This is a genomic window from Microbacterium sp. Bi121, assembly GCF_918698005.1.
In the GTDB taxonomy this organism is placed as follows: Bacteria; Actinomycetota; Actinomycetes; order Actinomycetales; family Microbacteriaceae; genus Microbacterium.
Genome location: NZ_CAKKLJ010000003.1, coordinates 387,908 through 408,611, shown reverse-complemented (window position 1 = coordinate 408,611; position 20,704 = coordinate 387,908). Strand labels below are relative to the sequence as shown.

The 20,704-nt window shown below is 65.2% G+C and carries 21 protein-coding genes; 6 read left to right on the top strand and 15 right to left on the bottom strand.

Features of this window, described 5'->3' with window-relative positions; all coding sequences use genetic code 11:
- Nucleotides 1-336 (bottom strand): EthD family reductase, encoded by a 336-nt coding sequence (locus LQZ87_RS06980; RefSeq protein WP_290368252.1) that lies wholly within the window; start codon nt 334-336, stop codon nt 1-3.
- Nucleotides 336-1,913, bottom strand: coding sequence for an acyl-CoA carboxylase subunit beta (locus LQZ87_RS06975; protein ID WP_230102746.1), 1,578 nt, complete (start codon nt 1,911-1,913; stop codon nt 336-338). Before LQZ87_RS06975 ends, LQZ87_RS06980 begins: the two co-directional genes overlap by 1 nt.
- 109 nt (nt 1,914-2,022) lie before the next feature.
- Between LQZ87_RS06975 and LQZ87_RS06970 the strand changes: the two genes are divergently transcribed.
- Nucleotides 2,023-2,508 (top strand): MaoC/PaaZ C-terminal domain-containing protein, encoded by a 486-nt coding sequence (locus tag LQZ87_RS06970; RefSeq protein WP_230102745.1) that lies wholly within the window; start codon nt 2,023-2,025, stop codon nt 2,506-2,508.
- A gap of 33 nt (nt 2,509-2,541) precedes the next feature.
- On the opposite strand, the gene LQZ87_RS06965 is transcribed toward LQZ87_RS06970, so the two are convergent.
- The 4 genes from LQZ87_RS06965 to LQZ87_RS06950 are packed head-to-tail and all read right to left on the bottom strand — an operon-like array spanning nt 2,542 to nt 7,138.
- Entirely contained in the window at nt 2,542-3,549 is a 1,008-nt protein-coding gene (locus LQZ87_RS06965) for an MBL fold metallo-hydrolase (RefSeq protein WP_230102744.1), read from the bottom strand.
- 1 nt (nt 3,550) lies between these two features.
- Nucleotides 3,551-4,324 (bottom strand): ABC transporter ATP-binding protein, encoded by a 774-nt coding sequence (locus tag LQZ87_RS06960; RefSeq protein ID WP_230102743.1) that lies wholly within the window; start codon nt 4,322-4,324, stop codon nt 3,551-3,553.
- Nucleotides 4,321-6,276, bottom strand: a complete 1,956-nt coding sequence (locus LQZ87_RS06955) for a branched-chain amino acid ABC transporter ATP-binding protein/permease (RefSeq protein WP_230102742.1) — start codon at nt 6,274-6,276, stop codon at nt 4,321-4,323. The genes LQZ87_RS06960 and LQZ87_RS06955 overlap by 4 nt, the downstream gene beginning before the upstream one ends.
- Complete coding sequence (locus tag LQZ87_RS06950) at nt 6,269-7,138, bottom strand: branched-chain amino acid ABC transporter permease (RefSeq protein WP_230102741.1); 870 nt, start codon at nt 7,136-7,138, stop codon at nt 6,269-6,271. Before LQZ87_RS06950 ends, LQZ87_RS06955 begins: the two co-directional genes overlap by 8 nt.
- Nucleotides 7,139-7,337: 199 nt before the next feature.
- Here LQZ87_RS06950 and LQZ87_RS06945 point away from each other — a divergent pair, with 199 nt between their 5' ends.
- Complete coding sequence (locus tag LQZ87_RS06945; RefSeq protein WP_230102740.1) at nt 7,338-8,585, top strand: ABC transporter substrate-binding protein; 1,248 nt, start codon at nt 7,338-7,340, stop codon at nt 8,583-8,585.
- A 71-nt stretch (nt 8,586-8,656) separates the two neighbouring features.
- Entirely contained in the window at nt 8,657-9,166 is a 510-nt protein-coding gene (locus LQZ87_RS06940) for a nuclear transport factor 2 family protein (protein ID WP_230102739.1), read from the top strand.
- A gap of 10 nt (nt 9,167-9,176) precedes the next feature.
- Here LQZ87_RS06940 and LQZ87_RS06935 read toward each other — a convergent pair whose 3' ends face one another.
- The 9 genes from LQZ87_RS06935 to LQZ87_RS06895 all read right to left on the bottom strand — a co-directional run bounded on the left by LQZ87_RS06935 (nt 9,177) and on the right by LQZ87_RS06895 (nt 18,673).
- Nucleotides 9,177-10,079, bottom strand: coding sequence for a DMT family transporter (locus LQZ87_RS06935; RefSeq protein WP_230102738.1), 903 nt, complete (start codon nt 10,077-10,079; stop codon nt 9,177-9,179).
- An 18-nt stretch (nt 10,080-10,097) separates the two neighbouring features.
- The gene (locus tag LQZ87_RS06930) at nt 10,098-10,853 is read right to left on the bottom strand and encodes an SDR family oxidoreductase (protein ID WP_230102737.1); all 756 of its coding nucleotides are present in this window, start codon (nt 10,851-10,853) and stop codon (nt 10,098-10,100) included.
- Between the two features lie 41 nt (nt 10,854-10,894).
- Nucleotides 10,895-12,070, bottom strand: coding sequence for an acyl-CoA dehydrogenase family protein (locus LQZ87_RS06925; RefSeq protein ID WP_230102736.1), 1,176 nt, complete (start codon nt 12,068-12,070; stop codon nt 10,895-10,897).
- 10 nt (nt 12,071-12,080) lie between these two features.
- Nucleotides 12,081-12,542 (bottom strand): MaoC family dehydratase, encoded by a 462-nt coding sequence (locus LQZ87_RS06920; RefSeq protein WP_230102735.1) that lies wholly within the window; start codon nt 12,540-12,542, stop codon nt 12,081-12,083.
- Nucleotides 12,543-12,555: 13 nt separating this feature from the next.
- Nucleotides 12,556-13,443, bottom strand: a complete 888-nt coding sequence (locus LQZ87_RS06915; RefSeq protein ID WP_230102734.1) for a CoA ester lyase — start codon at nt 13,441-13,443, stop codon at nt 12,556-12,558.
- A complete protein-coding gene (locus LQZ87_RS06910) occupies nt 13,443-15,194 on the bottom strand; it encodes a biotin carboxylase N-terminal domain-containing protein (protein WP_230102733.1) in 1,752 nt (583 codons plus the stop codon). Before LQZ87_RS06910 ends, LQZ87_RS06915 begins: the two co-directional genes overlap by 1 nt.
- A gap of 29 nt (nt 15,195-15,223) precedes the next feature.
- On the bottom strand, nt 15,224-16,765 hold the full coding sequence (locus tag LQZ87_RS06905) for an AMP-binding protein (protein ID WP_230102732.1): 1,542 nt from the start codon (nt 16,763-16,765) through the stop codon (nt 15,224-15,226).
- A gap of 96 nt (nt 16,766-16,861) precedes the next feature.
- Nucleotides 16,862-17,554: a TetR/AcrR family transcriptional regulator gene (locus tag LQZ87_RS06900; RefSeq protein ID WP_230102731.1), complete on the bottom strand. Its 693-nt coding sequence runs from the start codon at nt 17,552-17,554 to the stop codon at nt 16,862-16,864.
- A 24-nt stretch (nt 17,555-17,578) separates the two neighbouring features.
- Nucleotides 17,579-18,673, bottom strand: coding sequence for an NADH:flavin oxidoreductase/NADH oxidase (locus LQZ87_RS06895; protein ID WP_230102730.1), 1,095 nt, complete (start codon nt 18,671-18,673; stop codon nt 17,579-17,581).
- A gap of 92 nt (nt 18,674-18,765) precedes the next feature.
- Between LQZ87_RS06895 and LQZ87_RS06890 the strand changes: the two genes are divergently transcribed.
- The 3 genes from LQZ87_RS06890 to LQZ87_RS06880 all read left to right on the top strand — a co-directional run bounded on the left by LQZ87_RS06890 (nt 18,766) and on the right by LQZ87_RS06880 (nt 20,657).
- Nucleotides 18,766-19,614: a fumarylacetoacetate hydrolase family protein gene (locus LQZ87_RS06890; protein WP_230102729.1), complete on the top strand. Its 849-nt coding sequence runs from the start codon at nt 18,766-18,768 to the stop codon at nt 19,612-19,614.
- Nucleotides 19,615-19,695: 81 nt separating this feature from the next.
- Nucleotides 19,696-20,073, top strand: a complete 378-nt coding sequence (locus tag LQZ87_RS06885; RefSeq protein WP_230102768.1) for a cupin domain-containing protein — start codon at nt 19,696-19,698, stop codon at nt 20,071-20,073.
- A gap of 47 nt (nt 20,074-20,120) precedes the next feature.
- A complete protein-coding gene (locus LQZ87_RS06880) occupies nt 20,121-20,657 on the top strand; it encodes a MarR family transcriptional regulator (RefSeq protein WP_230102728.1) in 537 nt (178 codons plus the stop codon).
- The last annotated feature ends 47 nt before the right edge of the window (nt 20,658-20,704 follow it).

The following is a 20,704-nucleotide window of genomic DNA, read 5'->3' as shown; positions in this document are numbered from 1 at the left end:
CTACTCCCTGTTCAACAGCGACGCCAATGGGACATCTCGCCCTTCGTCGGCGATGAACCACGTCGCGTCCTCGAGGAAATCCTCCTCATGCGCGAACAGCTCCCGCGCCTCGACGCAGTCGAACGCACGAGCGATGTCACCGAGCGAATCGAAGAACAGCTCCGCCATGCCGTCGAACGGCCATTCCTTGCGATGCTCGATTGCCGGGCTCTGCCGGTATGCCCGCACGCCGGGAAGACGCTCGACGAAGCGCGGATGGTCGGCGAGCCAGTGCTCGAGGAATTCCTCACGCGCCATCCCCACCTTCCGGCGGATGACCACGATCACTCGGTACATCAGACAGGCGTTACTGCTTGGCGGCGCTGCACGGGCACGGCGTCACGCTTCTTGTACAGGCGAAGACGCTTGGACAGTTCTCCGCGCAGCTCGTCCGTCGGCACCACCGCTTCAACTGCGTTGGCGTCGGCGATCTTGAAGACGTCGATGCCCTCGGCGTACTCGGCGTGCTTCTCGGCGACGAACCTCGCGCGCTCCTCGGGGTCTTCGATGGCGTGGATCTGGTTGTAATAGACGCCGTTGACGGCGGCATCCGGCCCCATCAGCGCCGGGCGAGCCGTCGGCAGCGCGATGATCGCGTCGGGGTGCATGGGAGCTCCGGACATCGCGAGGTAGCCGCCACCGTACGCTTTGCGCACGAGCACTGTGATGCGAGGGACGCGGCACTCCGACACGGCGAAGATCATCTTCGCGCCGTGACGGATGATGCCCTGGCGCTCGACCGCGGATCCGATCATGTATCCCGCGATATCTACGAGGAACAGGATCGGGATGTTGTAGGCGTTGCAGATCCAGATGAAACGGGCCGCCTTGTCGGACGAGTCGGGGAAGATCGTGCCGCCCATGTGCTTGGGCTGATTCGCGACGAGTCCGACGGGCTGTCCGTTGATCCGGGCGAAGCCGGTCAGCATCTCAGGCGCGAAGAGCTCCTTGTAAGGGAAGTAGCTTCCTTCATCGACCAGCGATTCGACGAACTCCTCCATGTCGAACACCTCTGCTTCGCGCAGCGGAACGATATCGCTGAGCTTGCGTCCCTCGCGCGGTTCGGCCGCCGGAGCAACGGGCGCCGGGTTCTCCCAGTTCGCAGGAAGGAAGCTGAGCCAGACACGGATCGCGTTGAGGGCTTCGATGTCGTCCTCGACGAGGACGTCGCCCAGACCCGAGACGGTGCAGTGCATCTCCGCACCCCCCATCTCTTCGAGGGTGACCTTCTCCCCCGTGACCATCTCGGCCAGGCGGGGAGACCCGAGGTATGCCGTCGCGTGACCGCGGACCATAATGGTCAAGTCGCAGAGGGCCGGGACGTACGCAGAGCCCGCAGGCGAAGGGCCGAACAGCGCGCACACCTGCGGTACGCGCCCAGAGATCTGCACCTGGTTGTAGAAGATGTTGCCCCACGCGTGACGACCTGCAAAGCTGTCGAGCTGCTCGTCGATACGTGCGCCGGCGGAGTCGAAGAGGTACACGATCGGGATGCCGGCGGCCGTGGCCGTGTCCTGTGCGAAGGTGATCTTCTCGAAGGTGCGGTAGCCCCACGTGCCCGCTTTGACGCTGTAGTCGTTGGCGATGACGCAGACCTCGCGGCCGTCGATGTTGCCGTACGCGCACACGACGGCATCACCGGGCAGACCCTCGGAGAAGCGAGCCAGTAGGCCGTCCTCGATGTACTCGCCGTCATCGAACAGGTGCGCAAGACGCTCGCGCACGAGCATCTTGCCCGACGCCTTGATCTTGTCGCGGTTCTTCTGCGAGCCGCCGAGCTTGGCAGCCGCGGCGTACTCCGACAGAGTGTCGTGCACGGTCTTCTCGGCAACCTGGCCGTCTTCGGGCTGGGTCTCAGTCACAGCGTTCGTCATCGTTGACCTCCATGAGGTGGGTAGTTCTGCGAACGAGCGTACGCTAGTCTGATCGTTAACGGAAGTCGCCGATGTTCTGACAGGCTTCCTGGAGAGCAAGGAGGCCCTCATGACCGAGACGATGCCAACGCCGGGAAATGTGAAAGCACCGCAACCACGGCACTGGGAAGATCTGATCGCGGGAGACGAGCTGCATTCGACCGGGATCACGATCACAGATGCGCATCTCGTCAACTGGGCAGGGCTCACCGGCGATATCGTGCAGTTCCACATCAACGCCGACTACGCCGCATCCACGCCGTTCGGTGAGCGCATCGCCCACGGGCCGCTGACTCTCTCCCTGTCCCTCGGTCTTGTCACGCAACTCGGCTACTTCGGCAACGTGATCGCCTGGCTCGGACTCGACGAGGTGCGCGCGAGCAAGCCCGTGCTCATCGGCGACTCGATATACGTTCGCGCCACGGTCCGCGAGGCGCGCGTGACTTCGAAGCCGGAGAACGGGGTTTGGACGATCGACTACTCGACCATGAACCAGCGCGGCGAAGTGGTGATGACATTCACGTCCAGTTTTCTCGTGCGGCGGCGCGACGCATAACTCCTGGCGCGAGCCGGCCACGCCTGTGACGCGTTACGCGGATCCGGTTGCCAGCGTTGCGATATAAGCAGCCGTCTCCACGACGGCCATTCGCTGCGCCTCCACCCCGAACTGCGTCCACGGGCGTGACCACGTCAAGTCGCGCGCGACCTCCCACACCGTCGATCGGGGAGAACGCTCGAGCACGTTCGAGACTTCGCACGCTCGGAGCGCAACATCATCCCTGAGCGACTGCGTCCGCGCGCGGAGTCCCCTGAAGCGATACTCATGCGCCGGGAGCACCTCGACATCGCCGATCTGCTCGACAACGAGAAGCGACTGAAGGTACTGATCCAGCGGATCGGGCTCCCCGAACGGATTCAATGCGATGTGCGGTGTGATCCCTGGAAGGACGTGATCGCCGCTGAACAGCAGGTCGCGTCGTTCATCATGGATGCACACGTGCCCTGGGCTGTGTCCTGGCGTGGACAGGACCCGAAGCGATTCCCCCTCGACCGGCAACACGTCCAAGTGACGCAACAGGAGACCAGGACGCAGATGGTCCCGTGTGTAGCGGTAGTCCTCCACAGCAGCGAACTCAGCCGCTCGTTCTGCCGGGACTCCGAACTCGCGAAACCGCTCGATCGCGGCTTTCAAACTCAGAACGTCATCGGTCAGCCGGTCGATCCAATTCTGCTCGCTCGCACCGATCGCGACCCACGCCCCGCTCTGCTGTGCAAGTGCGTCCGCGGCCTCCCAGTGATCGAAGTGGTAGTGCGTGATGACGATGCCCGTCAGCGATCGCACCGGCATCCCGATCGCATCCAATCCACGGGCGAGGGCGGCGTCGCCCTCGGGACTGCTTGCACCCGGATCGATGAGCACCGCCTGACCGTTGGAGCGGATCAGATACGCGTACGTGAACCGGATCGGGATGCGCGACACTGGCACCGGCACCGCCCAGACCCCGTCGGCGATTCGCTCGGCTGCCGGCACCGCACGGCGGGACCAGGCGTGGAACTGCTGTGCGCTGGTAGGAGTGACATCCGCGGTGACGCGCATGTCACTCCGGAAGTTCGTCGTTGAGCGCCGCCTCGATCGTCGGCGCCACCGGCTCAGACGACGCAGCCCCACCGAGGTAGATGTGCTGGATCATCGGGTTGGCACGCAGCTCCTCAGCAGATCCTTCGAGCAGAACCTCGCCGCCACTGAGCACGTACCCACGGTCTGCGAGTCCGAGCGCGGCATGCGCGTTCTGCTCGACGAGCATGATGGTCAGCCCACGGTCACGGCGAAGCTTGCCGAGCACGGCCATCACCTGCGCCGTCATCTGCGGCGATAGCCCGAGACTGGGTTCGTCCAGCAGCATCACGCTGGGTTCACTCATGTACGCTCGGCCGACGGCGAGCATCTGCTGCTCACCACCGGACAGGGTTCCGGCGAGCTGAGTCCGTCGTTCCAGGAGCCGGGGAAAGTAGCCGTACACCTCATCGAGGAGTCGCTTGAAGTCGCGGCGACGCGTGTATCCGCCGAGCTGCAGGTTGTCCTCGACAGACAGCGTCGAGAAGACCTGACGCCCCTCGGGCACGAGCACACACCCCGATCGGACCACCTGCGCCTGGCGCATCATCCTCGTGTCCTTGCCCATCACCGTGACTGTTCCACGACGGAGCCTGTGGCTGCGCGCGATCACGTTCAGGAGCGTCGACTTGCCCGCACCATTCGGACCGATGACCGTGACGATCTCACCGGCATCCGCCGCGAAGGACACATCACGCAGCACCTGCGCGCGCCCGTACGAGAAACTCACGTTCGAGACATCGAGTGCAGTACTCATCGCTTCCACCACGTCTTCTTCTCGACGACCGTCATGGTCGTGGTCGTGACCGGCTCGTTCTCGTGCGAGACCCCGAGGTACGCGTCGATCACCGCCTGGTCGTTCTGGACTTCCTCCGGGGTGCCCACACGGAGCGTCGCCCCGAAGTTCAGCACTTGCACGCGATCAGCGCTCGCCATCACGAATTCCATGTCGTGCTCGATGACCAGTACAGCGAGCCCTTCCCTACCGAGTGCCCTCAGAAGCTGCATGAGCGACGCCTTCTCCTGCTTGTTCAGGCCGGCACAGGGCTCATCCAACAGCAATACCTTCGGCCGCGAGACGAGAGCGCGAGCGATCTCGACCTGCTTCTGCTGACCGAGCGAGAGCGCTTTAGCATCGCGGTCAGCCAGTTCCGCGAGACCCAAGCGTTCCAGCACTTCTGCGGTCTCCGCAGCGAGCTGCCGCTCCTCCTTGAGCGCTCCGATCGTAGGAACGGAAGATCGCAGCATCCCGACGGATCCGCGCAGATGCGCCCCGACCTTGACCGTTGCTTCGACGTCCATGCCTTCGAACAAGCACGGTGTCTGGAACGTCCGCGAGAGCCCATACCTTGCCACCTGGAAAGCCTTGAGATCGGTCGTCTCCCTGCCGTCGAGCTGCACCCTTCCCGCCGTCGGCGACAGGTTGCCTGACAGCAGGTTGACCAGCGTCGACTTGCCCGCGCCGTTGGGCCCGATGACGGCCAGGACTTCACCGGAACGCAACTGCAGCGAGACCTCGCTGACGGCCTTGACCCCGCCGAACCTCTTGACGAGACCGCTGGCTTCGAGCACGACTTCACCCGGGGCGCGTGCAGCACGGTCAGCATCTTCGGCGCGCCGGAGCGACGCCATGTCCGTCCGCCCCCCTTCCGAAACCTCGGCGCTCTCCACGAGAGGTCCCGGAGCGCTCGTCGATCGACGTCGCCGATCGATCGAGCGTCGCACGAAGCCGAATAGCGAGCCGAGAGCGCCGGCCACTCCGTCCGGGCGAGCCACCAGGATGACCACGAGAAGAACACCGATGACGAGTTGCTGTCCGGCACCGACCGCGCCGCTGCCGAGCAGTCCAGGAAGTGCGGACTCGATCCACTGATTGAGCAGTTCCAGAACAATCGCACCGATGATGGCGCCCCAGGGGCTGCGCATCCCACCGAGGACGGCGATCATGAGTACGTCGATCGCGGTAGCCAGGCCGAAGGGCGGCGGGTTGACGTAGAGCATCTGATGCGCGTACAGGGAGCCCGCAACGGCACTGATCACAGCCGACGCCGTGAACACCCGGGCCTTGGACGATGCGATGTTGATACCCGCCGACGCAGCCGCGGCCTCGTGGCCGCGAATCGCCAGCAGCGCCCGGCCTTCACGGCCCTTGCGCAGCATCAGAGCACCCCAGAGGACGATTCCCACGATGAGCCAGTTGAGAATCATATGGCTCTGGCTCGAGGTGAATGCGAAGCCGAGAACGTCCAACGGCCGGAGCCCGCCCATACCCGTCGAGCCGCCCGTGTAGGACGAGTTGTTCACGAGCAAGTAGAACACTTCGGTGAGGGCGAGAGTCGCCATTGCGAGGAAATGCCCACGCAGGCGGAACAGCGGCCGTGCCAGAGCGAATCCGACAGCGGCAGCGATGGCCGCAGCGAGCACCAATGCCAATAGCCCGTACCAACCGAACTTCACCGTCAGAATCGTGGAGCCGTAGGCCCCGATCCCATAGAACGCACCGACGGCGAGCGAGAACTGCCCCGCATACCCGGTCACCAGGATCATCCCGAGACCGAGAAGGGCAAGGATTCCGACGGATGCTCCGAGCCCCGCGGAGTACGCGTTCGAGGTCGCGGCGAACAGCACCACGGCACCGATCCACACCAGAATGCCTACGGCGTGCTTCCAGGTGAGCATGTGCAGCGAACTCGTCGTTGTCTTAGACACGGTCTGCCGCCACCTTTCGAGTAAGGCCCTGGGGGCGGACGATCAGGAGCACGATCAACAGGGCGAACATCACGGTCTGCGCCTGCGCGGCATCCACGAAGCGGGCGAACGCGACTTCTACGAAGGCGACCAGCATGCCACCCACAAGCGTCAGTCCGAGCTTGTCGAACCCGCCGAGGATCGCGGCGATGAATCCTTTCAGGCCGAGAGCGAGCCCGGCTCCAGCGGTGATGAACGACGTCGGGGTCTGCGCCGCAAGCACACCGCCGGCGATCGCACCGGACAGCGCGAAGGCGATCGTGGCCATCCCCGTCAGCCCGATACCGACGACTCCTGCGGCGTACGCATTGACGGAGAACGCGCTGAGGGCCTTGCCAGAGAGAGTGCGATCGAAGAACAGTGCAAGCCCGATGTAGCCGACGACGGCGATACCGATCAACCACAGCGACTGCGGCGGGATGGATCCTCCGAGGATGTTGATCGACCCTCCCCCCGTGATCGGATCGAACTGACGCGGTCCGCTGCCGAACATCAGCTGCAGCAGCGACCGCAAGGCGATTCCGACGCCGAGCGTCACGATCGTCTGCACCATGAGGCTCTCCTTGCGGAGCGGGTGAATCGCCAGGTGATACATCGCCACGCTCACGAGCGCCCCGACGACAGCACCGGCGAGGATCGCGAGGAACGGCGGCATCACAGCCGAGGCGACGACGGCACCGAACGCTCCGGCGACGGCGATGTCGCCCATTGCGAAGTTCACCATTCCCGTCAGACGGTGCACGATCACGAAGCCGATGCCGATCGCGCCGTAAAGGGCACCCGTGGCGACGGCCGTGAGGAGCAGTTGCATGACCACTTCCACTGAAGCCTCCTTGATTCAGAGCTGGATCACGAATGCGTCACATCCGAATGTCCATATTGACATACGAACGCACGTTCGCTTGAATCAGCGTAGACGTCGTTTCGCATCACGTCAATGTCGGCCGCCCAGCTGACCGGCGATGTCCGACGACTGACATTCAACGAAGAAGTCACAAGAATCAGAGAGAAGGGACAGCTCGATGAAGAAGCTATCCACGGTGTCGGGAATCTGGCGTCGGACCGCCCTTACAGCGGGGGCTGCAGCAATCGCTCTCACCCTGGCCGCTTGTTCCGGCGGTGCCGCGCCAGGCGACGGGAATGGCGGCGGCGGAGGCGACGCCGACGCGTACAAGGTCGGCGTCCTCGTCGGGCTGACCGGCAGCTACGCGGCCCTCGGCGAACCCGAGCAGAAGGCGATCGAGCTGTACGTCAAGCAGCTCAATGCCGACGGCGGCATCGACGGTCACCCCGTCGAACTCGTCGTTCTCGACAGCGGAAGCACCGAGAGCACCGCGGTGAACCAGTTCCGCAAACTCGCGATCGAGGAGAACGTGCATGCCATCCTCGGCCCGTCATCATCCGGCGAATCGATCGCGTTGCAGACGTTCTCGAAGGATCTGACCGTACCGACGATCGCGCTGGCGTCGTCGAGTGCGATCGTCGACCCGGCCGAGAACGCGACGTACATGTTCAAGCAGTACTCCGGCACGAACGAGTCACTGAAGGCCCAGTTCGAGTTCGCGAAGGCTGAGGGGTGGACCAAGGTCGGCCTGCTCCACACCAACGACGGTTACGGCCAGGACCCGGCGAACCGCATTGACGATGTGGCCGCCGAGTACGGCATCGAGGTCACGGGCAAGGAAGCATTCGACGCCACCGCGACCGAGGTCACCGCACAGCTTTCGAATCTCGAGCAGGGAGACCCCGATGCGGTATTCGTATGGGCGGTCAATCCGGCGAATGCGATCGTTGCGAAGAGCGCGGAGTCGATCGGATTCGAACCGGCGCTGTTCAACTCGCCGGGCGCAGGTTCGGCTGCATACATCGAGAACGCCGGAGCCGCCGGTGACGGCACCTACCTCCAGGGATCCGTCGTCCTCGCGCCCGATTCGCTCACGGAGGACAGCCCGCAGTACGAAGCGACGATGGCACTCGTCGACGGCTACCAGGAGGCCTACGGCGAACCTGCCGGTCAGTACGCCGCAAACGGCTGGGACGGAGCGACCCTGTTGGTCAACGCGATCGAGAAGGCAGGCGCGCCGGACCCCTCAGATGTGCAGGCCACGCGCGACGCAATTCGCGATGCGCTCGAGAACGATACGCAGTCCGTTGTCGGCGTCAACGGCATCTACACGTACACGCCTGAGTTCCACGGGTCGACATCGCTGGAGGGGCTCGCGGTTCTACGGGTGACCGATGGCACGTTCGAGGTCGTCAAGACCTACTGATCGCTCGCCAACTCGAAGGGGATGTCCGGTTCGCCGGGCATCCCCTTCACCACATGTCAAGGAGATGAAGCATGGACGCAATGACCTGGCAGGACCTGCAGGAGATCCAGGACCTGAAAGCGCAGTACTTCTACTGGATGGACAACAAGCGGTGGGACGCACTCCGCCGCGTGTTCACCGACGACGCTCGATTCGAGGGCTTCCCGTTCGAGATGGACGGGCCGGACGACTGGGTGGAGGGGCTCAGCTCGTTCTTCACCGGCGTGACCTCACAGCATCGCGGAACCAATCCTCGCTTCCAGCAGGTGGCTGCTGGTCAGGTGCGTGGCGTGTGGTCGATGACGGATCACCTGACGTGGGAACCCGGCACGAAGGTCTACCGCGGAATCGAGATACCCGGCATGTACGGACTCTACGGATACGGCTACTACGAAGAGGAGTACCGGCGCACCGAAGCCGGGTGGCGGATCGCCTTCATGCGCCTGACACGCGTGCGCATCGACCCTCTGGTCGATAGGAAGGGCCCCGCCCCGGAGTATGACGTTCCCAGACCGACGCTCGACTGGATCGGCGGCGTGTGAGCGTTCCGTTCTATCCTGGTGCCGCAGGGCCGAGCCCGACTGTGCCCCGCGATCCGCGAACTCCCACGCCGACCCCGAGAAGAACGATCGCGGCGCCGATGAAGTGATTGAGGCTCAGGGGCTCGTGGAGCACGATGATCCCCAGCGCCACCCCGACCAGCGTCGTCAGGTATGTCACCATCGAGGCGGATGCCGCCCCCCACTGGGCGATGACGTGGAAGTTCCACACGTAGGCTATGCCCGTTGCGAAGATGCCGCTCATCAGCAGACTCCCGATCACCGGCAGACTGAGCTCCCGGAAGCCGACTGTCGCGAAGGGCACGACGGCGCCGAGCACCGCCGTGCACACCAGCATCTGCCCCATCGCGACGGCGATCGGATCGATACCCAGAGGGCTGATCGCCTTACGCGTGTAGGAGAAGGCGAACCCCAGGCCGAGCACCGCGCAGATGCACGCGACCTGCCCCCAGACATCGAACTCCGAAGCGTCCAGCCGCCACGGCTGCATCACAACGACGATGCCGAGCGCCCCGATACCGATTGCCAGCAGCTTCTGTGCGCCGAGCCGCTCCTGCCGCATGGCGACCAGCGTGACAAGGGCCGTGGCGACGGGGACGGCGGCGTTGTAGATGCTGGACAGTCCGCTCGGGATCCGCTGGCCGGCCCAGGCGTAGAAGAGGAACGGGACAGCGCATCCGACGATGCCCAACGTTCCGATGCGGCGCCACGCCGTCCACCCTCTGGGCCATCGACGACGCGTGACGAACATGATCAGGGCGAGCACCACGCTGGCCATGAGAGTCCGCGCGAACACGAACTCGACGGGAGCGAACTCGCTCATCGCCACTCTGATGAACAGGAACCCGGCGCCCCAGACGATGCCGGTGAGGACGAAGGCGACGATCGTGTACACGCCGCCCCTCAGCCGCATCTACGGCCTGTCGAACAGCTGGAAGTAGCGCGTCGCCCCACCATCGATCAGGATGTCTGCGCCGTTGATGTTCTTCGCGTCATCACTGAGAAGAAATGACGCGACCCCACCGATCTCGTCGGGATCGATGATCTGCTCCGTCGGAACCTTTCGCGGCACCTGGTCGCGGATCTCCTGGATGACCATCGGGGTGTCGACGACGCCGGGGCAGATGGAGTTCACCGTCACGCCTGTGCCCCAGAAGTCGATCACGAGCGACCTGGCGAGGTTGGACAGCCCGGCTTTGGACGCGGCATAACTCGGATACGGATATCCGGTGACGCCGGCGATCGACGAGATGTTGATGATCCGCCCCCAACGACGCTCGATCATCTCGGGCGCAAACGCCTGGATCATCCGGAACGGACCGATCAGGTTGATGTCGATCGTGCGCTCGAACGATGTGGCGTCATGATCCGCGAGGTACTTCCGATCCAGGATGCCGGCGGCGTTGACGAGCGCGTCGACACCGCCGACCCGCTCATGCACGGCATCCACCAACGCCGCGACACTCTCGTGGCTCGACACGTCCACCGCGAACGCCTCGGCACGACCGCCCGCGTCGCGCACCGACTGAGCCGCGCTCTGCGCGGCATCGAGCGACAGATCCGCGCACAGCACGGTGTGGCCGGCAGCGCCGAGTCGGGCGTTGATGCCGCGACACATACCGCCGGCGGCCCCGGTGATGAGCACGGTGCGATCAGTCTTCGTTTCCATGATTCTCCGTTTCGCGGGATGGGCGAGAGTGGAACAGCGGCTCAGAACGAGCGCGGCAGTTTGAGGTGGAACTCGCCGATGAAGTTGTGCATCATCTCGTCGGTGAGCGGGGCGAACGTGTACAACCGGGCGTCCCGCCAGAAACGTTGCATGGCGTACTCTCGGCTGAGCCCCGATCCGCCCATCGCGCGCATCCCGTTCTCCGCGATCGTGGTCGCCGCTTCGGATGCGGCGAGCTTGGCCATCGCCGACAGGGTCTCGGCCTCACCACCGTCGTCAGCGGCACGCGCAGCTCGCTGGAGAAGACCCCGCGCCCCCTCGATCTTCACGGCGCCGTCGACGAGTCGGTGCTGAAGGATCTGGAATCCCCCGATCGGACGGCCGAAAGCCTGCCTACTCTGCACGTACTCGAGCGCGGCCTCGTGCGCGCCACGTGCGATCCCGAGCGCGACGGCGGCCGCGTTCAGACGCTCGCCGTTGAGGGTGGAGATGACTTGGCGGAACCCCTTGTCGACTTCACCGAGCACGGCATCGTCGGGCAGGATGACGTCGGCGAATCCGACCTCGCATGTCGACAGCCCGTGGATGGCGACGGTGTCCATCTCGTTCACCGTGACCCCGGGCGCATCCGCGGGCACGAGGAACATGGTGATTCCGCTGACGGCCGACCGCTCGATGGGCGAGGTGCGGGCGAGCACCACGAGGAAGCCGCAGTCGGTTGCGCCCGAGATCCACATCTTGGCGCCGTTGACGACCCAGCCGCCCTCAGGCCTGCGGACCGCCTTGGTCTGCATGGCACGGGCGACATCCGTACCGCCTCCGGGTTCCGTCAACGCGAAGGCTGCGCGATGCGCGCCGCTGTACAACTCCGCGAGGTAGTTCTGCCGCTGGGCGTCGGTGCCGTGCTGCGACAGCAGCGTCACCGCCATGTACTGCACCACCAGCGAGACACCGATCGACGTCGCGGTCGCTCCGAGCTCCTCGAGGACGACAGCCTGGCTGGCATGGCTCGGCGCGTCGCCTCCGAGCTCTCCCTCCAGCTGGAGAAGCCCCGCCTCGGCCAGCGCCCTGTACAGCTCTTCGTCGAACGCTTCCCGCTCATCGTGGTCGGACAGCCGTTCAGGTGTGGCGAGCTCGGCAAGGATCTCCCGCACCATGCCGCGCAGGTCGGCCTGATCCTCGGTCTGCTCGATCGGCAACGGACTGTAGTCGCTCATCTCCGCCTCCTCAGTCGGCAACGGTCTCGCCACGGCGCATCATGAGCGCGGTGCGACGGACGACGCACACGAGCTCGTCGTTCTGGTTGTATGCGCGGTGCTCGATCCCGACGATCCCCGTCGTCGGGCGTGACTTCGACACCCGCGTGTCGAGCGCTTCGGTCTCGACACGCAGCGTGTCACCGATGAAGACCGGTTTGGGGAACTCGATGTCTCGGAAGCCGAGATTGCCGAGCGTCGTCCCGAGCGTGGTCTCCTGCACGGGGATGCCGGTCGCGACCCCGAGCGTGAACACGCTGTTCACGATGCGCTGCCCGTACATGCTCTTCCCGGCGAACTCGGAATCGAGATGCAGGGGCTGCACGTTCATCGTCAACGTCGTGAAGAGCAGATTGTCCGTCTCGGTGACGGTGCGGGTGACCGCATGGCGGATGACCTCGCCGACGACGAAGTCTTCGAAATACATGGGCATGGCGTGCTCCTGTTCACTCTGCCGTCTGGACGACGGAAAGTCCCGCGCGCCGCAACTGCTCGCGCGCATTGTTGGCGTGAGCGAGATCGATGTGCTCGCCCTCGAAGCTCACGGCCCCGTGCCCCGCGCGCTCTCCGGCTTCGAAGGCGGCGATCAATCTCCGGTAGTAATCGACGCGATCGTTTGAGAGGCCGTACTCCTCGTTGGCGATGTCGGCATGCGTCGGATGGATGAGAACCTGACCGGTGAACCCCAGCGCAGCATTGTCGCGGGCGAAGGTGCGCATGCCGTCGAGGTCGCGCACGTCCTGCCACAGGCCGAGAACGATCAGCTCCAGCCCCGCAGCACGGGCAGCGAGCAGGATTCGACTGCGCAGATACAGCGTTTCCAGGCCCTGGGCGCTCCAGCGGAATCCGACCGCCCGCGAGATATCGGCATCCTTCGCGGCAGCGGCCATGACCCCGCCGACACGCGGTCCGCTGAGGATGCTCTCCACGTCGACGATCGACTCTGCCGTCTCGAACGACGGCACGACCTCGACGGATCCCCGCGGGACGCCGTTGAGTATCTCGGCGGCGGCGATCACGCCGTCGAAGGCCACGACGTCGTCGCGATGCCGGAGCATCGGCAGAAGAAGCCCGCCCACACCCTCGACGGCCACGGCGCGTGCGTCGTCCCCGAAGTGCGGAGTCTCCAGTCCATTCACCCTGACCAGCACGGTCTTGCCACCGGAGTACGACGAGATCGCGGTGCGTGCATTCTCACGTGCGAGCGCCTTGTCGGTCTCCGGAACGGCATCCTCGAGGTCGATGATGATGCCGTCGGCCGACGACGAGAGAGCCTTCTGGATCCAGTCCGCCTTGTGTCCGGGGACGAACAGCACCGAGCGCAGTGCCCGCATCAGGCATCCGCCTTGGCGAACTCGGCGAGAAGCGTTCCTGACGGCGTCGACTGCCCGATCTCGGCGTGCACCGCGGCGATGACACCGTCCTGCTGCGCCTGGATCGGATTCTCCATCTTCATGGCTTCGAGGACGAAGAGCACCGTTCCGGCGCTGACCTCGTCACCCGGTGCCACGTTGATCTTGACGATCGTCCCCTGCATCGGAGCCTTGACGGTGCCGTCCCCGGCCTTCTTCCGGGAGCGCCCTCCGGCCGTTCGAGGCCCGGCCCCTCGCGAGGCGGCCGGCTCAGTAGGTGCGAGGACGCCCGCTGGCGCGGCCACGACGCCCTCCGGGAAGAAGGGAATCCGATACCAGCGTCCGCCCACCTCCACCTCGAAGCGGTCTTCCGGCTCTTCGTCGAATTCGGGGAAATCCACGTCGGACTCGAGCCAGAGCGTGTTGATCTCCATGCCACGGAAGGCAGCGAGGCCGATGATGTGACGAGCCGCCGGAGCCGTCGTGGCGACGCCGGCGACGGCCAGGCGCGCAAGCCCGTCACGCAGCTGGTCGATGGCCTCCTCACGAGTGGGTGCGGCGGAGATCAATTTGCCGATGAGGCTGTCGTAGAGCGGCAGCACCTCGTCGCCGCTCTCGTAGCCGGCATCCCATCTCAGGCCATCATCGTTCGGCGCATCCAGCGTAGCGATGGGGCCGGGCGCGGGGAGGAACAGCCCACCGGAGGCGTCTTCGGCGTTGACGCGAGCTTCGATCGCCGCGCCGGTGATGCGGACGTCCGCCTGCGTCATGCCGAGTGGCTCGCCGTCCGCGACCCGCAGTTGGAGCTCGACGAGATCGAGGCCGGTCACGGCCTCGGTCACCGGATGCTCCACCTGGATTCGCGTGTTCATCTCGAGGAAGAAGAACGCCCCGTCCTCGACGAGGAACTCGACCGTACCCGCACCCACGTAGCCGACGTGGCCGGCCAGTCGCACTGCGGCTTCGCCCATCGCGGCCCGGAGCTCGTCGCTCAGCCCAGGTGCAGGAGCCTCTTCGATGAGCTTCTGGTGACGGCGCTGTACCGAGCAGTCGCGGTCACCGAGATACACGATCTCGCCGTGGCTGTCACCGAACACCTGCACCTCGACGTGGCGGGCGTTCACCAGGTAGCGCTCGCAGTACACCTCGCCGTTGCCGAAAGCCGCGGTCGCCTCGCGCACGGCGGCGGCGAATGCTTCAGGCGCTTCGTCGGCCGAACGGATCTCGCGCATGCCGCGTCCGCCGCCGCCGTATGCGGCTTTCACCAGCACCGGGTACCCGTGTGCGTCGCCGAATGCGATGACCTCGTCGGCGGATGTGATCGGCCCGTCGGAGCCAGGGGCGAGCGGAACCTTCGCCTCCACGGCGACGGCGCGGGCAGCGACCTTCTCGCCCATCGTCGTGATGGCACCCGCCGACGGGCCGATGAATGCGATCCCGGCGTCCGTGATCGCCTCTGCGAACGACGCGTTCTCGGCCAGGAACCCGTAGCCGGGGTGCACGGCCTGTGCCCCGGTGCGCTTCGCCGCCTCGACGATCTTCGCGACGTTGAGGTAGTTGTCGCTCGCGGGGCCCCCGCCGAGCGGGAACGCCTCGTCGGCGGTCCGCACGTGCAGGGCACCGGCATCCGCATCGGAGTACACGGCCACGGTCGCGATGCCGAGGCGCTTGGCGGTGCGCATCACGCGAACGGCGATCTCGCCGCGGTTGGCAATCAGGATCTTCTCGAACATCTCAGTCTCTCTTGCTGTTCTTCGGCGGATCAGTTCCAGCCGAGCTTGTGCTTCAGCTGCTCCTTGACGAGCTTTCCCGCGCCCGAGCGCGGCAGTTCGGACGCCCTCATGAAGGCGAACTCCTTGGGGATCTTGTACCCGGCAAGTTGGGTGCGAAGGAACGTCGACAGCTCCCCCGCATCGGCCTCGCGGCCCTCGCGCAACGACACGACTGCGCGGACCTCCTCGCCCCAGGCCTCGTTCGCGACGCCGACGACGGCGGCTTCGAGCACGGCGGGGTGCAGATAGAGGGCCTGCTCGATCTCGACGCAGTAGACGTTCTCGCCGCCGGACTTGATCATCTCCTTCAGTCGGTCTTTGAAGAAGTAGTACCCGCGGTCGTCCTGTGTGGCGAGATCGCCGGTGTGCAACCATCCGTCGACGATCGTCTCGGCGGTGGCCTGCGGCCGCCGGTGGTAGCCGGTCATGATGCTGGGGCCGCGAACGCAGATCTCACCCAGTTCGCCCGGCTCGACCGCACGATCATCGCCGTCGATGCTCATCAGCTTCGACTCGACGAGCGTGTACTCCTGACCGATGGATCCGTCGACACCGGGGTCGAGCATGTCGTCATGGTGGAGCCTCGTCACCATCGGTCCTGCTTCTGAGAGCCCGTACCGGAAGAACAGCTTGGCGTTGGGCATGGTCTCGATGAACTCGACCTTGTTGGGCATGCGGAGCAGGCCGGCCCCCGTGTGCATCGCCCTGAAGTGCTTCTGCACCTCCGGGGCCTCGAAAGCGCCCGCCTGCATTAGCCGGCGCATCATGTTCGGGATCATGAAGCTATTGGTGGCCCGCTCACGACCGACCCATTCCACGAATTCCTGCTCGTCGAACTTGTCGACGAGCACGGTGGTCTTTCCCGCCACGAAGTGTGTGACCAGCCACGTCAGCAGACCTGCTGAATGGAACATCGGGGTGACGAGGAGGCCGCGCTCCTGGGGGTGTGCACCGATCCCGAGGTCGATGTACTCGTTGAATGCGTTCGCGGTGGCCGCACGATGCGACAGCACCACGGCCTTCGAGGTGCCGGTGCTGCCGCCCGTGTAGATCAGGCAGAGGGCGTCATCGGGTGCGACGACGTCGGGAGCCTCTCCCTCGCCGATGCGCAGCGCGTCGACGCGCGGTTGTTCGATCACGCGCGGCAGACGCTTCGTCTCGGGTCGCGCGGCGATGATGCTGAGCGCGTCGTTGAGCAATGACAGGAAGCGATCCTCCACGACGACGATCGACGTCTCGCTCTCGCGGATCCCCTCGGCCAACTCTTCCGCTGCCCACCGCCAGTTGTACGCGGTGTAGATGCCGCCGCTGATCGCCGTGCCGATGAAGACTTCCGCGTTGAACACTGTATTGCCGGCGAGGACGCCGACGGTGCCTCCCGGCTGCACGCCCGCGGCGCGCAACCCACGGGCGAGTTGCCATGCTCGCTCGGCGACCTCGCCGAACGTCACCCGACCGTCGATGCCGACGAAAGCTTCTCGGTCGGGGTGCCGCCGAGCGTTAAGCCGAGTCCATTCTCCGATGGTGCGCATCTTTGCTTCTCCATGTCATAAACAAACGTACAAGCGTTCGTCTGTCATCGAGTGTAGCTCATCGGAGAACGGACGCAAGCCCGGCAGACCGGATACTCAGCCGAGAGTGGCGAGGTGCTCGCTCACGCGCGTATCCGCGTTCTCCACGCTCAGACTGCGGAGCACCATGGTGGTGTAGATCTCGATGATCTCGTCGAGCGGGAGGCCGCCATCTTCGCGGTACCAGCCGGCAACGTGCGTTCCGATCGCGACGATGCTGAATGCGTGAAGCCGGGCATTGAGGATGTCGGCTTCACCGGCTTCCCCTACCCGGACAATCAACTCCTCCAGCAGCTTGCGATACTCGCGGCGCTTCTGGGAGAGCTCAGCGCGCGCGTCGTCGCGCAACGACCGGAGTTCGGTGTTGCCGATGAATACTTCCTGCGCACGCTCAGCGTGAAATCGGATGTGGCATTCGACGAAGGCGATGAGCCTGTCGACGGGGTCGGTGGGACCGTCCAGAGCCTCTTCCATCAGCGCGTTCAGGTCATCCATCGTCCCGCCCATCACAGAGAGGAGCAGATCCTCCTTGCTCGTGATGTGGTTGTAGAGGCTTCCGACCTTGATGCCTACTGCAGCAGCGATGTTGCGGAGGCTTGTGGCCTCGTAGCCGTGCTTCACGAAACTGGCCGCCGCCTCACGTCGAATCGCCGCCGCCGTCTGCTGCCCGCTGGCCGTAACCCCCGTCATACCCAATACTCCTGTCGCGTGCTCACACGAACGTCCGTCCGCAGGACGCTCTAGCTTCACTTCTACCAGGTGGGCGCGTCAAGGTCACGGAATGCTGCCGTCGAAACGCGCCATCCGGTACTGCCTCGCCCACTCAAGGTGACCCCCGAGCTCGGCGGCCGCTCGCAACGCGAACCCGGGCTCGCGGAGGAACTGCCGCGCGGCGAAGATCACATCCGCGCCACCGTCGACCAGGGCCGTCTCCGCTTGTCGCGGCTCAGTGATGAGACCCGCCGCGCCGACGGGCACCCCCGCGCTCTCACGAACCGCACGCGCGAGGGGCAACTGGTAGCCAGGGCCGACCGGGATCTCCTGTCGATGGTCGTTGCCGGCCGACGAGATCGAGACGAAATCGACCCCGAGGTCACGGAGCACGGGCACGAGACGCTGCGTATCAGCCAGAGACCAGCCGCCCTGCACCCAGTCCGTCGCGGAGAGCCGGATGAGCAAGGGCATGCCATCCGGGATCGCGCCGCGAACGGCTGACACCGTCTCGCGGACGATTCGGGTGCGGTTCTCGTAGCTGCCGCCATACTCATCCTCACGTCGATTCGAGATTGGCGAGAGGAACTGGTGCTGCAGGTATCCGTGCGCAGCGTGAATCTCGACGCCGTCAAACCCCGCGGCGACTGCGCGCCTCGCCGCTGCGGTGAAGTCGTCGATGACTCCCGAGATGCCGTCAGCAGTCAGCGCCTGTGGCTCCGGCAGCTCACCGAACGGGACACCGGAGGGCCCCACCGTCTCCCATCCGCCCTCATCGACAGGCAAATAGCCGCGCCCCTGGAACGGCGGTCGGTTCGACGCTTTCCGCCCTGCGTGAGCCAACTGCACGACGATCGGCGTCTCCTGCGAGTGTACGAACTCGACGACCGGCTCCCAGGCAGCAGCCTGCTCATCGGTCCAGATCCCCGCGTCGGTGGAACTGATCCGGCCCTCAGGGTTCACTGCCGTCGCCTCGGTGATGATCAGACCGGCCCGGCCGATCGCGAACGACCCGAGGTGCACCAGGTGCCACGGCTGGACGACGCCGTCGCGCGCGGAGTACTGACACATGGCCGCGACCCAGAGCCGGTGCCGCGCGGTGACCGAACGCAACGTGATCGGCTCGAACAACCGAGGCGGAGCTTGGGACTTGGGCATCAGGTGTCACCTCTTCGTGATTCTAGCGAACGGTTGCTTGTTAGTTTACACTGAAGCATGCGCCCATCGAAGACCGGATTCAAGGAGGAACCGTGAAGCTCATTTCGTTCACTGACGCGGGTCGCGTCTCCTGGGGCTCGCTCGACGGTGAGATCATCCGCGATCTCGGTGCGGTCGGAGCCTCCGCAGGTCGATCGCTCGGCGACGTCCTGCGAAACGGCGCACTGTGGGACGTCGTCGAATCCGCAGCGGGCGCGACGGTGATCGCACGCGACAGTGTGGACCTGCTCCCCCCGGTCCCTGATGCACAGAAGATCATCTGCGTCGGTCTCAATTACGCCGATCACATCAAAGAGATGAATCGGCCGTGGCCTGAGAAGCCTGTGATCTTCACCAGGTTCGCCGACTCGCTCGTAGGCGACGGCGATGACCTGGTCGCTCCCGGGAACAGCACATCGTTCGACTACGAGGGCGAATTCGCCGTGGTGATCGGGCGCGAGGCGCGTCACGTTGATGAGGCGCACGCACTCGATCACGTACTCGGGTACACGATCATGAACGACGGATCGCTGCGCGACTATCAGCGTCATACGTCGCAGTTCACGCCCGGCAAGAACTTCCCCCGCAGTGGCAGCCTCGGCCCTGCCATCGTCACCACCGACGAGTTCGGCGCGGTGGGATCACAGCGGATCCAGACCCGCGTCAACGGACAGATCGTGCAGGATTCGAGTCTCGACCAACTCGTCTTCGACGTCGCCCACCTCGTCGCGTACTGCTCCGAATGGACGACATTGCGCCCCGGAGACATCATCGCCACGGGCACTCCTGGCGGTGTCGGTGACGGCCGCAAGCCCGCGCTCTGGCTCACCCCGGGCGACGTCCTCGAAATCTCGGTCGACGGGCTCGGAACGCTCACCTCTCCCGTCGCAGCAGAACACTGACCACTACAGAAAGGAATGATCATGACCGATGCACCCAAGGAGTTGAAGAAGCTCTCGGTTCAGCGCAAGGACGAGCTGCCCATGGCTCCTGGCCAGACAGCGAAGGCGCGACGGTACTCCGGCGTCTCCGTCGAGACGACCGAGGTCGAGAACCTCTGGTTCGGCAAGGTCTACACCGGGCCCGGTGAGGTCTCCGATCCACACCACCACGGCGAGGCCGAGACCGGGGGCTATGTGTTCAAGGGGAACGGCTTCATCCGCTTCGGCGAGCGTTATGAGGACATTCTCTATATGTCGGAGGGGGACTTCGTCTACGTTCCGCCGTTTGTCCCGCACATTGAGGGCAACCTGAGCCACACCGAGGAGCTCGTCTGGATGACGACCCGCACTCCAGACAACATCGTGGTCAACCTCGAGAACCAGGACGTTGCCGACATCGACATCAAGTACATCGACTGACGCGCGGGGTGCGCCGGCACGGGCGGCGCACCCAGTAGCGTGAGGATGTGGCCCGACTCCGTCCGCTCCCGATCGATCCGCTCGCCGAGGCGAAGCGGCAGTGGCTCGCGCACGGATGGACCGATGCCGCCGACGGCATGACCGCCGTCATCTCGGTGATGCGGGCGCAGCAGCTTCTGCTCGCCCGAGTGGATGCCGCGCTCAAGCCGTTCCGGCTGAGCTTCGCCCGCTACGAGGTGCTGCGGTTGCTGGCGTTCAGCCGCGCCGGCCGGCTCCCGCTGTCGAGCGTCGTCTCCCGACTGCAGGTGCACGCCACGACTGTCACGAGCACGGCCGAACGTCTGGTGCGCGACGAGTTCGTCGTGCGCGAACCGCACCCGCACGATGGGCGGGCCGCGATGCTGGCTCTCACCGAGGCCGGACGGGACCTCGTCGAGCGGGCGACCGCGGCTCTCAACAGCCAGGTCTTCACCAACCCGGGTCTCAGCGATACCGACACCGCCGACCTCGTCGCCATCGTCGCCAGGCTCCGCCGGGATGCCGGCGACTTCACCGAACCGCGCCCCCAGCCCGACCCGCTCTGAGTTGCGGATGCCAGTCGCGATCGCGGTTTCGGTCGAGCGCGACTCCG